The organism is Litorilituus sediminis, assembly GCF_004295665.1.
Taxonomy (GTDB): Bacteria; Pseudomonadota; Gammaproteobacteria; order Enterobacterales; family Alteromonadaceae; genus Colwellia; species Colwellia sediminis.
The window spans coordinates 4,016,631-4,030,725 of the sequence record NZ_CP034759.1 but is presented as its reverse complement, the minus strand read 5'-3'; the positions used below and the strand labels follow the sequence as shown (position 1 = coordinate 4,030,725).

Sequence of the window (14,095 nt, the reverse complement as noted above, 5' to 3'; positions counted from 1 at the left end):
TTCTTAATGTAATAATATTTTGCTTTTTCTAGCTAATAAAAAATTAATTTACTGCTCAACTGCACTAAATTTAAATAATTAGATGTAACTGGATTTAAAAAGGTTTAAATTAAAAATAAATATTCTAGCTTCATGATTAACTTATGAAAAAACCAAGCATCCAAGTACTATTAACGGGCAACGAACTGATGGCAGGCGATATAGTTGACTCCAACTCAGCCATGATAGCTCAGCAGTTAAATGAATATGGCCTTAGCATTGCTCGCAAAGTTACACTAGGTGACGACTTAGCGGTCTTAGTCAATGAGCTTAAGCACATGGCCTCGCAAACCGATATTTTAATCGTAAATGGTGGCTTAGGACCAACCGTAGATGATTTAACCGCATTGGCGTTATCAAAAGCGATGGCGACAGAGTTAGCAGAGCACCCAGAGGCACTTTCACAATTAAGCACTTGGTGCCAACAACGAGGAAGCGAGCTAAATCAAGCTAATTTAAAGCAGGCATTATTACCCAAAGGTAGCACCGTAATAAAAAATCATAGTGGCAGTGCTCCGGGTTTCTTATGTCAGCTGCTTGGCTGTCAAGTTTACTGCACACCTGGAGTTCCTCATGAGCTAGAAACAATGCTAGCAAAAGAAATTTTGCCACAAATAAGTCAACAATATTCATTACAAGCTGATAAACAAACCATCAAGATGCAAGTCTTTGGTCTTGGCGAAGCTAAGCTACAGCAAATGATTGACGATAACTTAAGTCATTGGCCACAGGATATTGAATTAGGCTTTCGCGCAGGCACGCCACTGTTAGAAGTCAAGCTAACTAGTAAAACTAAAATAGCCCAAAGCAGTTTAGATCATTGGCAACAACGCCTTATATCACTACTTTCAGCTCATTATGTTGCAACAATTAATGACAAACCACTTGAATTAGCTGAGCATGTTTTATCTCTACTACAACAGCAAAATTTAACAATCACAACAGCTGAATCATGCACCGGTGGCCTTATAGCAAGTAAACTAACTGAAATTAGCGGCTCATCGCAAAGCTTTGAGGCCGGCTTTGTCACTTACAGCAATAACATGAAAACAGCGATGATTTCTGTTCCTGAAGAACTACTGATAGAACATGGTGCCGTTAGTGAGCCTGTTGCGCTTGCCATGGCAGAAGGTGCATTAACAAAAGCAAAAGCTGATATGGTCATTGCCGTTACGGGTATAGCTGGCCCAAGTGGCGGTAGCGCAGAAAAGCCCAACGGCACAGTGTGGTTGGCCTGGGGAACAGCAAACAATGTACAAACTCAATGCTTGTTACTGCCTTTTAAACGTAAATATTTTCAACATTACGTAGCAAACATAGCTTTAGACTTAATACGTCGACAATTAATTCAAAGTAAAGAGACACCAAACTATGTCAAAGAACGAGCATTTAAACCCATAAAGCGTAACTAAAACAATAAGCTAAAATTTGAGCTAGAATAAAGATAATCCCCTTTAACTGTCTAATATAATACTAGGATAGTTATTGCGCAGTGTGAAAAAAATTTATATATTGAATTCAATGTAGATGAGCCTAAATACACTCATCAAATCTGGAGCATATTTTGATTGAAAAAAACTACATCACCAGTGGCCGAAACACTGTTATACATAAAATAAAAAAATTCGATCTACTTATCATTAATGGCGACAAACCCGTGGTGATTGTCAGTCACCGAGGTATAGGTATATACAAAGGAGAAATTCCGGCGAAACGCTCTATTGCCAAAAAAGCCTATCAAGATATTGTCGATATCACCTCTGCCGAGTTATTTGGTGAAGAAAAAACCCTGCTGTTTGTCCAAGCACTTGATGGGGTTGAATATAAGATTGACTACAGTAAAGAAGGTACAAATAGCTTTATTAAAATTCATCAAACGCATTACATATAGAACAATTAGCTGTTAAATCAACAAACCAAGTAATCCCCTTAAAGAGAGCACGATTTCCTAACATTTGTAGGCTCAGCAGTAACTGATGTTAGGAGGAGTAAAGCATTAATGACTAAAGCCAGTTTAATAAACAACGATAAAAATAATGTTGACTTGCTATTAGAGCCAATTAAAGGTGGAGATGCTATTTCCGCCCTGTCTATTAAAGAATTGATAGCTAATTCAGAGTATAGCCACTTGTATGTCAATGAAAGTAATCTTAAGAATGCGGTAGCAGAGCTTAATGACGTGCTAAAGCCTCTACAAGACAATCAACAAGGCAGAGAAATTCGCTACCAAATTCTCGAAAGAATTGACGCAAAAATTTCCGTGACTATCGAGTCAGATGAAATGGGGGCATCTGCTGAAATCACTACTGCTCAAGGTGGTAAACACCTTACCGCCAAAGCAATCTTACACGCAGCACAAGAAGCGGGTGTTAAAAAAGGCTTTAGCAAAGAGCATTTAGTGAAATTAGCCCAGCTAGCAGCCAAAGAAAAACCTAACAGTCATGTCGTTATGCAAATTGCCAGTGGCAAAGTGGCCATTAATGGCAAAGATGCTGTAATTAAACCTCTGGTAGAAAGCGCGCAAACACGGATTTTAAAACCGAAAAAGCGGGAAGATGGCAGTGTAGATATGCGCGATTTAGGTGACATTATTTGCGTAAAAGTAGGTGATCCTCTTGCACAAAAAATCCCTCCTACACCTGGCACCCAAGGTTATACCGTCACAGCAACACCGCTTGCACCAGAGCCTGGCAACGATGTGCCGCTAATATCCGGTGAAGGTACTTGCATTAGCCCGAAAAATGAAAATGTACTGGTGTCTGAAAAAGTAGGCCTGCCCAAACTCATTGAAAACGGCATGGAAGTCGACGAAGTTTATAAAATTAAAGACGTTACTGTGGCAACCGGTAATATCAACTTTACGGGTAGCGTTATTATCGAAGGTGACGTTACTGAAGGTATGACAGTTATTGCCAGTGGTGATGTTACTGTTGGTGGCTTTGTTGAGTCTGCAACTATTGAAGCAGGTGGAGATATTACTATTTCTGGCGGCATCATAGGTAGAAAGCACGATGTTGAAAAAACAAAAGTTACCGATGTAGTGATGAGCGTTAATATCAATGCCAAAGGCAGTATTTACGCAAAATATGCTCAGTACGCACAAATTACTTGTGGTAAAGATGTACGTATTGAAAACCAACTATTACATAGCATTTTAAATATTAAAGGCCGTTTATGGGTTGGCAAAGAAGAAAAAGCGGATGGAAAACTTATAGGTGGCTATATAAAAGCAGGCACAACAGTACAGGCCGGCATTGTTGGTGCTACTGCAGGTAGTAACACTATCGTTAATTTCGAGCATAAAATATTAAAATTCAAAGAAGAGCTGCAAGAAATTGAAGTGCGCCTTAAAGATGCATCAGAGCAAACCAATGAGCTTAAGAATGCTGCCAATAAATTAAAAAAGTTACCGAAAGATAAAGCAAAACCTGAACTACTCAGTAAAATTGTCGCGAGTTACCAAGCTCAAGCAAAGGCAATGGGCGCCATTTTACTTGAAAAGGAAGCGCTTGATAAAAACCTTCAAGATTACATGACCAGCGTATATATTGAAGCCAATGAAAAACTATATCACGGTGTTGAGCTAATTGTCGGTGACTTTAATGATAGATCGCGCAGAGAATATGGGCCAAGTAAAATGATATACCAAGAACGTAAAGTTCATATAGAGCCTATCGTTCATAGCTAAGAGTAAGCATGAAAAAATTACCAACAACACTCGCCAGTACCTTGATTATTGGCAGTACACTGCTATCAAATAACGCTTATGCCCAACAATGCTCAATACATTTAAATTACGGCGTTATCATAGACCCTAGTCACATTCGAGTCATTGACCATGGCAGAACCTTAGTGCAAATCAACGGTGATGATCAACTATTTATTCGCGGTATAGAGCAAGAAGTTACTCCTGAGCAACAAGCATTAATTGCGCAATTTTCAACTGGTATCCGTGCTCATATTCCAGAAATAGTGTCTATCGCTATCGAGGGTGTCGATATTGGCCTAAAAGCGGTAAATGAAGTGGTTGGTGGCTTAACAGGTGAAAACAGTGCTTCTCAGCAAAAAATACAAGCAAAATTTGAAGAGCTAAAATGGCGTATTCGCGCACGCTTTAACCAAAGCGCTAATAACTACTATATTGCTCCGCAAGACTTTAATGACTTTGATGAAATGTTTGCCGGTGAATTTGAGCAAGAAATTGAGGAAATTGTACAAACCTCTGTAGGAACCATCTTAAAAGCCGTTGGCCAATCTATGCTATCAGAGAATAAACATTCTGAGCAGGTTGATGGTGAGCCACGTGTCGATAGCTTTGATGAGCGTATGGATGGTATGAGTAAAGGGCTTGAACTTGAAGTCAGTGACCGTGCTAAAGCACTTGATAAAAAAGCGGCACAATTTTGCCAAAGGCTGACTGAGTTAGACCAAATCGAAGCACAATTGCAGCAAGCAATTACACCACTTAAGAAATACAATCTGATCCAATCTAATCAAAATTAAAACAACCCCTTTTAAATATAAGAATTAACAATAAAAAAGCTGCATCTAGTGCAGCTTTTACTTTAGTTTAACCCGTCCTAAATAAGGTTGACATTACATATTCGGGTAGTTAGGGCCACCAGTACCTTCTGGCGTCACCCAAGTTATATTCTGACTCGGATCTTTAATGTCACAGGTTTTACAGTGAATACAATTCTGCGCATTAATAATCAGCTTAGCGCCCTCTTCTGCTTGCTCTATCTCATAAACTCCAGCAGGACAATAACGCTGTGCAGGCTCATCATACTTAGCTAAATTGACGCTAATTGGAATATCCTTGTCTTTGAGCTTTAAGTGACACGGCTGCTCTTCTTCATGGTTTGTATTTGATAAAAATACTGAAGATAATTTATCAAAGCTCAGTTCATTATCAGGCTTAGGATACGCTATCACCGGAGCCTCACTGGCAAGTTTTAACTGCTGATGATCTAAGCTATCATCCTTGAAGTTAAACGGCAATTTACCGCCAAAAATATTTTGGTCGATAGTGTTATAGGCACCACCTAAGAAGGTGCCAAACTTATGCATTGCAGGACCAAAATTACGCGTACTATATAACTCGTCATATAACCAAGAGTTCTGATATTTTTCAGTGAAGTTAGTTAAGTCCTGTTTGCCTTCTTCAGCAACAGCACCTTCTAAAAGCAAGGCTTCAGCAATGGCTTCAGCGGCCAGCATGCCCGACTTCATTGCGGTATGATTACCTTTAATTTTGGCAAAGTTAATCGTACCTGCATCACAGCCTACCAATAAAGCACCTGGCATAGTCATTTTCGGTAATGAATTAAAACCACCTTTAGCCATAGCACGAGCTCCGTAAGAAACACGCTTACCACCTTTAAGGTACTGACTAATTTTGGGGTGATGTTTATAACGCTGGAATTCATCAAATGGACTTAAATGCGGATTCGAGTAATTTAAATCGACAATTAAACCGACAAATACTTGATTATTTTCAGCATGATAAAGGTAACCACCACCATTGGTATCTTTATCTAAAGGCCAACCCGCCGTATGAACAACTAATCCTTCTTGGTGTTTTTCAGGATCTATATCCCAAATTTCTTTAAAACCAATGCCGTAATGCTGAGGCGAGGCATCTGCTGCTAAATCAAATTTTTCGATTAACTCTTTACCTAAGTGGCCACGACAACCTTCAGCAAACACTGTGTACTTGGCTCTTAATTCCATGCCTGGCATAAATGAGTCTTTTGGTTGCCCTTCAGCATCTAAGCCCATATCACCGGTAATAATGCCTCCGACGCTACCATCATCGTTATAAATAACTTCTTGCGCTGGAAAGCCAGGAAAGATTTCCACACCTAACTGTTCAGCTTGCTCTGCTAACCAGCGACAAACATTACCCATACTTACAATATAATTGCCTTCATTATGCATCGTCTTAGGCACAGTAAAGCCCGGTAACTTGATACCTGAGTCTTCACCATTTAATAAATAAATATCATCTCCTGTTACCTTAGTTGTCAAAGGCGCATTTTTCTCTTGCCAGTCAGGAAACAGCTCATTTAGTGATCTCGGTTCAAACACGGCTCCAGACAATATATGGGCGCCAACTTCAGAGCCTTTCTCGACAACACAAACCATTAATTCTTGTTGTTTTTCTTGTGCTAATTGCATTAACCGACACGCAGTAGACAGCCCAGAAGGGCCTGCACCGACGATTACCACATCAAATTCCATCGATTCGCGTTCCATAAATTCTCCCACTATTATTTTATTTATCTATTAAATGCATCAAAATTCAAACGGGCGTTTGATATTCAAACAGGTGTTTGATAGTATCCCATAACAGATAGCCAAGCAAGCTGATATTTAGACGCTATTTAAAGCTATAAACTAGATTGTATCTCAGTTTAAAAGTTTTCACCAAGATTACGTTGACGTTTACGTAAACCAAGGGTATCTTTTAGCTATTAAAACAAATTAAAACGTATTTACTTATTTACAACCTGATTAGAGGCGAAGATGAAAGTACTAGTTCCGATAAAGCGTGTTATTGACTATAACGTCAAAGTACGTGTAAAACCTGATAATTCTGATGTTGATCTAGCCAATGTAAAAATGGCAATAAACCCATTTTGTGAAATTGCTGTTGAAGAAGCAGTACGCTTAAAAGAAGCAGGTACTGCCTCTGAAGTCATTGCAGTGTCAATTGGCGATAAATCTTGCCAAGAGCAATTAAGAACGGCATTAGCACTTGGTGCAGATCGCGCCATTCAAATTGAAGCAGACACAGACCTTGATTCATTAAATATTGCTAAGTTACTACAAAAAGTTGTAGAGGAAGAGCAACCTCAACTGGTTATCTTAGGTAAGCAGTCTATTGATGGCGATAACAACCAAACGGGCCAAATGTTAGCGGCATTAACAGGTATGGGCCAAGGTACATTCGCTTCAGAAGTAAAAGTAGACGGCGATAAAGTTAATGTTACTCGTGAAGTAGACGGTGGTTTGCAAACGGTTGCACTTAACCTACCAGCCATTGTTACCACAGATCTTCGTCTAAATGAGCCTCGTTATGCTTCATTACCTAACATCATGAAAGCTAAGCGTAAGCCGTTAGATGTTAAATCAGCTGCCGATTTTGGTATCGATTTAAGCGCTCGCACTAAATTACTGAAAGTAACACCACCTGCTGAGCGTCAAGCCGGTATAGTGGTAGAAACTATTGATGAACTTGTAGAAAAATTAAAGAACGAAGCTAAGGTGATCTCATGAGTATTTTAGTAATTGCAGAACATGATAACAGCACATTAAAAGCTGAAACGCTAAAAACCGTTGCTGCAGCTCAAGCAATTGGTGGTGAAATTACCTTATTAGTTGCCGGCGCTAACTGTCAAGACGTAGCTCAAGCAGCAACTAAAATTAATGGTGTTAGCAAGGTACTTGTAAGCGATAATGCAGCTTATCAGCATCAACTTGCAGAAAATGTTAGCTTACTAGTCACTGAACTTGCTGGCGATTACGAGCATATCATCGCTACAGCGCTAACAACTGGCAAAAACTTTATGCCACGCGTTGCTGCTCTTTTAGATGTGGCACAAATTTCAGATATTATTGGCGTAGAAAGTAGCGATACTTTTGTTCGCCCTATCTATGCGGGTAATGCCATAGCCACAGTGCAAAGCCTGGACAGCAAAAAAGTGATTACCGTGCGCGCCACAGCATTTGATGCCGTAGCGACTGACGGTAATGCAGAGTTAATCACTTTAGATACCGTTTGTGATGCAGGTACTTCTAGCCATGTAAGTGATGAATTTACAGAATCAGAGCGTCCAGACTTAGGCGCAGCTGGTGTGGTAATTTCAGGTGGCCGTGGTATGCAAAATGGTGAGAACTTCAGCTTACTTGAAGGTATTGCAGATAAGCTAGGTGCAGCTATTGGCGCCTCTCGTGCTGCTGTTGATGCGGGTTTTGTCCCTAATGATATGCAAGTTGGCCAAACAGGTAAGATTGTTGCGCCAGACTTATACATTGCTGTAGGTATTAGCGGTGCAATTCAGCATTTAGCTGGTATGAAAGACTCGAAAGTTATTGTTGCTATTAACAAAGACCCAGAAGCGCCAATCTTCCAAGTAGCTGATTACGGAATCGTTGCCGACTTATTTGACGCCCTACCTGAGCTAGAAAGTAAGTTATAAGTTAGATTCTAACTACGACTGTATGCAGTATTAAGCAAGCGCTAATATTGTTATAATAAAACCACGCTTATGAAAGTAAGTCGTGGTTTTATTTTGTTTGAATTTCACCTATGAGTACAATATGAAAAAAAATTTATCCAGTTTAAGTGATTTAGCCGGAGCTTTTGGCAAAGCGCCTATAGAGCATGATAACACTAACAAAGTGGATGATGACTCTTTAGTCTACTCAACCGAATCTGGCCGTATTCAACACAAAAAAGCCGAGGTGATCACAGCAAGTGACGGCTTTGCTCATGTCAGACGTGAAACTAAAGGTAGAAAAGGTAAAGGCGTTGTAACTATTAGTGGTTTAGGCTTGCCATCATCTGAGTTAAAAACATTAGCTAAGAAGCTTAAAAAGACCTGTGGAACTGGCGGTACAGTAGTTGGTGAAACCATAGAGATTCAAGGTGATAAGCGAGAAGTAATCAAAGAAGTCTTAGAAAAAGAAGGCTTTAAAGTAAAATTTATTGGAGGCTAAAAGCTGCTACTTCCATGCAGCTTTTTCAATAACTACAACGAATAACGCTTTCGGCCAGAAAAAGCATGAGAGAGCGTATTACCATCAACATACTCGAGTTCACCACCAACCGGAACACCATGAGCAATTCGAGTAATACTAACCTCATGCTCTTGAGCTATTTCGGCAATATAGTGCGCTGTGGCCTCACCTTCAACGGTTGGATTAGTCGCTAAAATAACCTCAGTAAATTGTCCGCTAGCAAATTGCTGTGCTAACCGATCTAGCCCCAAATCTTCGGGGCCAATACCGTCTATGGGTGATAAATGCCCCATCAAGACAAAATATTTGCCAGTGAACTCACCTGTTTGCTCTATCGCAATAACATCGCCAGGGCTTTCAACAATACAAAGACTTGTCGCCAGTTTTCGTTTAGGGCTTTGACATATTTCACAAAGCTCTTGCTCAGTGAAGTTTCGACAATCTCGACAGTGACCAATATCTGTCATTGCCGTCGACAATGCATGCGCAAGTTTACTGCCGCCACGACGATTGCGCTCTAATAAATGAAATGCCATACGCTGGGCAGATTTTGCACCAATGCCAGGCAAACATTTAAAAGAATCGATAAGCTCTTGTAATAAGGGACTGAATTTCATTATTCGTTATACTTGATTGCCAAAGGCAATTAAAATGGCATCTTCATACCCGGCGGTAATTGCATGCCACCAGTTAACGCGCTCATTTTCTCTTTATTTTGCTCTTCAACACGACGTACCGCATCATTTACCGCCGCAGCTAATAAATCTTCAATCATATCCTTATCATCTTCCATCAAGCTATCATCTAGCTCTACACGGCGGACACTATGGCTACCTGTCATGGTCACTTTTACCATGCCAGCACCCGCTTCACCGACAACTTCCATATTAGCTAATTCTTCTTGTGCTTTAGCCATTTTTGCTTGCATCTGCTGGGCTTGCTTCATTAAATTGCCCATGCCACCTTTCATCATAATATTCTCCAAACTAAAAATTAATCTTGCCAAAGCTTTATTGGCGAAATTTATATTAAATACTTTATCGCCGAGACAAACAATCCAGCGATTTTTATCAATACTGCGCATTATACCTAGATGTAATGCTAACGGCAGCAAAATTATGCGCTTCTTGTTGCCAAGCTAATGCGCGACAATTGTATCTTCAGCTAAACTTGCTTGAAACTGCTCTTTAAGGGCGATAACAATGTTATCACTTGCTAAAAGCTGTTTTGCATAATCATAACGCTTATCATTGATATGTGATTGAATCTGATAAGGGTCAGCAACCGTTTGCTCAACCAAGTCAATCGTTACTTTCACTTTTCGCGATAAAAACTGACAGATATATTCTTCTAATTGCTTTTCTGCGACTTCAGTTTTTAAATGTTTTGTCGCTTGATCTAGCTTTAATATTAAATGATCATCATCAGATGCCTCACTAATAGTGGCATGAATGGCTAACTGCCTAATACGGGCTGTTAACTCCATGGCATCTATCATATGTGCCCATTTATCAACCTGATTGGCTTTTTTAATAACCGCGGGGTCGATTACATCTTCTTGAAATGAAATAGTCGGTTCAGGTAACCGCTGTTTTTCTTCATGATCTGAAGCGTTAGCAGCTACTCCATTATTCTCAGAGTTATGTTCTGTATTATCATTGGCTGTGTGATGACGCATTGCTGCGTCATCAGGCTTTTTTGCATTTTGCTCCAGTTGCTTTTTCCGACTCCGCAACATATTTCGTGTCGCAAGCACAGCACTTACAGGGCTATTAAGCTCAGTTTGAGTGGTATTTTCCTCTGCTCTAGGTGTTGGCTGCTCTTTATTTTGATGCCCTTTGTTTTGATGCTCTAAGCCTATATCTTGGCCTTGCTGCTGACTCTCTATAATGGGAGGATTAGCATCCGTTTCTTGCGTATAGGCGTCTTTATTCACTAGAGATTGCGACATTTGCTCAGCTTGTTGCTCTATTGCTTCAGCCTGAGATGATAATGCATGGTGAACTTCATCAAATTGACTTTCACCTGAGTGAGCTTCGCTTGTCGAGGCATCAATAAGTAAACTAGTATCCTGCAACTGTGTCTGTTCATCAACTTGAGGTGACTTATTCGAGACTAAATCAAGATTTTTTTCCTCTACCAATTCATCCTGAGTTTTATTGATAGTTGCTTGCTCTTCAGTGCTTTCTGCACTAAAGGTATTTTCTAACGGCTCAGAATCAAGGTGAATTGACTGTGAGTTGTTATTTGTGGCTATTTCTACAGCATGATCAATAGCGAGCGGCTTAAAGGCTAGCAACCTTAACAAGGTCATATCAAAAGCGGCTTGTTCATCAAAGGCATAAGGTAAATCTTTACGGCCATTTAAGACAATTTGATAATACAACTGGACATCATCAGCAGACATGGCTTGAGAGAATTTCTTTAATAGTGCTATGTGCTCAGCTGGCAAATCAAAATGCTGTTCAACAATCTGATATAAGGCAACTTGATGAAATAACTGAATCAACTCGGCATACAAACGTGTATAACTCGGAGCGTACGCAGCTATTGTTTGTGACAGAGCCATCATTTCTGCGCTATCTTGTTTTAATAAACAAATAACAATCTTATATACCCAGTTTTGATCTACCCCGCCTAACATTTGCTGTAAATTGGCTAATTGAATATTGCCTTGACCTTGCGCTATAGCTTGATCTGTTAAGCTCAATGAGTCTCGCATACTGCCACGAGCGGCTTTTGCTAAAAAAGTCAATGAGCCCGGTTGATGAGATACCTGTTCATGCATAAGTATCTCTGTTAACTTGGCTTCTATTTGTGCAACGCTCAAGGCCTTTAAGTGGAATTGTAAACAGCGGGATAATACGGTTACCGGTAACTTTTGCGGATCAGTTGTTGCTAGAATAAATTTCACATGTTCAGGCGGCTCTTCTAATGTTTTTAATAAGGCATTAAAACTGTGCCTAGATAGCATATGAACTTCATCGATAAGATAAACTTTAAAGCGACCTCGAGTTGGTGCGTACTGAACGTTATCTAAAATTTCTCTCGTATCATCTACTTTGGTTTTAGAGGCGGCATCTATCTCTAAAAGATCGATAAAACGCCCCTCATCAATATCAACACAAGTAGCACAGGTTCCACAAGGAGAAGAAGTAATGCCTACTTCACAATTTAAACTTTTGGCAAAGATTCTTGCTATAGTTGTTTTACCAACCCCGCGAGTGCCAGTAAACAAGTAGGCATGATGTAAACGTTTTTGCTCTAAAGCATTGACTAATACATCGACAACATGGCCCTGCCCCATTAACTGTTGAAAATTTTTAGGACGCCACTTTCTCGCTAAAACTTGATAGCTCATAAATTTTTACTCGATGTAAAGTACATAAAAAACCTAAACTAATTTAATAGACCAAGAGTGTAGAAATCAACAAGCAACATAGTAATCGACTGTAGATAAAAATCTAGTTACTTTTTAAATCAAGTAAGTCTAGAAATTTAACTAGCTATAATAGTGAACTCTGTGGGGCTGGGTACTGCTCCTAGTGAGTACAGTTTTTTTAACAACGCTTCATTATTTAATGGCTTAGTGATCACATCATTAAATAATGTGTATTCAGGTAAAGACTCCGCTTCTGATATGCCTTGCGTTGTCATAAATAATACAGGTGTAGTTGCACAATGCTCGGTTTGTTTTAAATTCTTAACTAACTGAACACCATTCATCAACGGCATTAAATGATCTATGATATAAAGCTGATAATCATTCTTTTGCGCTTTTTCAAAAGCATCAAGACCATTTGTTGACACATCGACTTGATGTCCGTGTTGACATAAGAGATTAGTCAAAGTCTCTTGTACAGACAATTTATCATCTACAACCAAAATTTTCATTTTATTAACTTTCTTCTCTAATAAAAAGCAATCAAATCATTGCTATTGACACTTTTAAAAAGGAGGGTGATTTTAACGCATAACCATGAATTACGACAGTGACAGATAAAATTAAACATCAACTTTATTACAATAACTGTATTATTTTAATTTCAATACTTTCCGCTTTGGTTTGTTTGGCAAATCATCGACATTACTTTTCAAATTAGGGTTCTGATAAATACTACTAATATTTGCTCTAGCCCCTTGTTGCTTAGGCTCTTTGACATGATGAGTTGGCTTTTTCTTACTTTTTGCTGTTGCTTTTGAGCCAGGCCTTGCAACGTGATATTGCTTATCAATTGCAGTCAAAAAATTTCTAAGCACTTGAGTTTTACACACCCTATAGTGCTTATGCTCTGGTCGCCTAAAAAGCGCGCTAAGCTCTGACTTTGAAAAGCTAAAATCTACCTTTTCCAATAAGGTAATAATATCATCCGCTTTTAAATTCAAGGCTATTTTAAGTTTAACCATGATCAGATTATTAGTTAACTTTGACTCTAGTACTGGCTCAGTCCCTTCTTTTTTACCGCGTTTTTCAATAATAAACCCGTTTAAAAAGCCTGCCAATTCAAAATCCTGACAAAGGAGAAAGCCCTCATCTGAATCTTTCTTTAACCAGTTTACAACCTGCTCCTTAGAAGTACTAACACCTCCATATTTAAACAGCTCAACCATTTTCTTATCATGGTAATTAAAGGTATATCGTAAACGTCTTAGTATATCGTTGTTAATCAAAGCGTGGTCCTGTATAAGAATGACCCGGTATTGTACCTACAAATTCACTTTACTGATATATCATTATTACGATACTAATGAAAAACAGTCTGGCTGAAATGAAAGTGCTTTCCTACTGACATAATATGCTTAAAAGCGCCCTTATCTAGTTGCAGTAACGTTTTATGATCGCCAGCTTCTAAATAAACAGTATCAAGTCTGTCTAACTCTTCTTCACAGATCATATTCATGTTATATGCCCCCGGAACGGGTGGAATAGCTCCCAAGTCACAATCAGAAAAAGCTTGATATACCTCTTGTTCTTTAAGTAACTGATATGAGCCATGCAAACATTCATTAAGGATAGATAAGTTAATTTTATTATTTGCAGGTAAAATCGCCATTAAGCGTCTATCTTCGTGATCTTTTAGAAGGACTGCCTTAGCTATTTCATTTAATGCTACATTGGCGGTAACAGCAGTGCCTATCGAACTATTACTGTGGAAATGTTCTATAGCCTGGTAAGGGACATTTTTCTCGTTCAAATAACGAGTCAGTTTGGTTGATATAGTCATAATAACCTCCAACACTATTTTTCTCTCATATTTAGTATAGATGCGCCTTAAGCAATCGCAAAAATTGTTCAACTTCACGATGAAAG

14 protein-coding genes are annotated in these 14,095 nt (G+C 39.1%); 7 read left to right on the top strand and 7 right to left on the bottom strand.

What is annotated here, in order from left to right; translation table 11 throughout:
• Positions 1-143: 143 nt before the first annotated feature.
• From EMK97_RS17885 to EMK97_RS17870, 4 genes are all read left to right on the top strand, one after another.
• Positions 144-1,451 carry a CinA family nicotinamide mononucleotide deamidase-related protein gene (locus EMK97_RS17885; protein WP_130604134.1) on the top strand — a complete coding sequence of 436 codons (1,308 nt, stop codon included), beginning with the start codon at positions 144-146 and terminating at the stop codon, positions 1,449-1,451.
• Positions 1,452-1,603: 152 nt separating this feature from the next.
• Entirely contained in the window at positions 1,604-1,930 is a 327-nt protein-coding gene (locus EMK97_RS17880; RefSeq protein WP_130604133.1) for a hypothetical protein, read from the top strand.
• Between the two features lie 108 nt (positions 1,931-2,038).
• Positions 2,039-3,727, top strand: coding sequence for a flagellar assembly protein A (locus EMK97_RS17875; protein ID WP_130604132.1), 1,689 nt, complete (start codon positions 2,039-2,041; stop codon positions 3,725-3,727).
• Between the two features lie 8 nt (positions 3,728-3,735).
• On the top strand, positions 3,736-4,542 hold the full coding sequence (locus EMK97_RS17870; protein WP_130604131.1) for a YggN family protein: 807 nt from the start codon (positions 3,736-3,738) through the stop codon (positions 4,540-4,542).
• Positions 4,543-4,635: 93 nt separating this feature from the next.
• On the opposite strand, the gene EMK97_RS17865 is transcribed toward EMK97_RS17870, so the two are convergent.
• Complete coding sequence (locus tag EMK97_RS17865; RefSeq protein WP_130604130.1) at positions 4,636-6,297, bottom strand: electron transfer flavoprotein-ubiquinone oxidoreductase; 1,662 nt, start codon at positions 6,295-6,297, stop codon at positions 4,636-4,638.
• A gap of 270 nt (positions 6,298-6,567) precedes the next feature.
• Here EMK97_RS17865 and EMK97_RS17860 point away from each other — a divergent pair, with 270 nt between their 5' ends.
• The 3 genes from EMK97_RS17860 (at position 6,568) to EMK97_RS17850 (ending at position 8,763) form a co-directional block, all read left to right on the top strand.
• Positions 6,568-7,320: an electron transfer flavoprotein subunit beta/FixA family protein gene (locus EMK97_RS17860; RefSeq protein WP_130604129.1), complete on the top strand. Its 753-nt coding sequence runs from the start codon at positions 6,568-6,570 to the stop codon at positions 7,318-7,320.
• On the top strand, positions 7,317-8,243 hold the full coding sequence (locus tag EMK97_RS17855) for an electron transfer flavoprotein subunit alpha/FixB family protein (RefSeq protein ID WP_130604128.1): 927 nt from the start codon (positions 7,317-7,319) through the stop codon (positions 8,241-8,243). Before EMK97_RS17860 ends, EMK97_RS17855 begins: the two co-directional genes overlap by 4 nt.
• Before the next feature lie 202 nt (positions 8,244-8,445).
• Positions 8,446-8,763, top strand: coding sequence for a translation initiation factor (locus tag EMK97_RS17850; RefSeq protein WP_246028957.1), 318 nt, complete (start codon positions 8,446-8,448; stop codon positions 8,761-8,763).
• Positions 8,764-8,795: 32 nt separating this feature from the next.
• Here EMK97_RS17850 and recR read toward each other — a convergent pair whose 3' ends face one another.
• The 6 genes from recR to EMK97_RS17820 form a co-directional block, all read right to left on the bottom strand.
• Positions 8,796-9,401 carry a recombination mediator RecR gene (recR, locus tag EMK97_RS17845; protein ID WP_130604126.1) on the bottom strand — a complete coding sequence of 202 codons (606 nt, stop codon included), beginning with the start codon at positions 9,399-9,401 and terminating at the stop codon, positions 8,796-8,798.
• Positions 9,402-9,430: 29 nt separating this feature from the next.
• Entirely contained in the window at positions 9,431-9,760 is a 330-nt protein-coding gene (locus EMK97_RS17840; RefSeq protein WP_130604534.1) for a YbaB/EbfC family nucleoid-associated protein, read from the bottom strand.
• A 162-nt stretch (positions 9,761-9,922) separates the two neighbouring features.
• Positions 9,923-12,145, bottom strand: a complete 2,223-nt coding sequence (gene dnaX, locus EMK97_RS17835; RefSeq protein WP_130604125.1) for a DNA polymerase III subunit gamma/tau — start codon at positions 12,143-12,145, stop codon at positions 9,923-9,925.
• A gap of 137 nt (positions 12,146-12,282) precedes the next feature.
• Positions 12,283-12,678 carry a response regulator gene (locus EMK97_RS17830; protein ID WP_130604124.1) on the bottom strand — a complete coding sequence of 132 codons (396 nt, stop codon included), beginning with the start codon at positions 12,676-12,678 and terminating at the stop codon, positions 12,283-12,285.
• A gap of 141 nt (positions 12,679-12,819) precedes the next feature.
• Positions 12,820-13,455, bottom strand: a complete 636-nt coding sequence (locus EMK97_RS17825) for a YehS family protein (protein ID WP_130604123.1) — start codon at positions 13,453-13,455, stop codon at positions 12,820-12,822.
• Between the two features lie 74 nt (positions 13,456-13,529).
• The gene (locus tag EMK97_RS17820; RefSeq protein ID WP_130604122.1) at positions 13,530-14,009 is read right to left on the bottom strand and encodes an aminoacyl-tRNA deacylase; all 480 of its coding nucleotides are present in this window, start codon (positions 14,007-14,009) and stop codon (positions 13,530-13,532) included.
• Between the last annotated feature and the right edge of the window lie 86 nt (positions 14,010-14,095).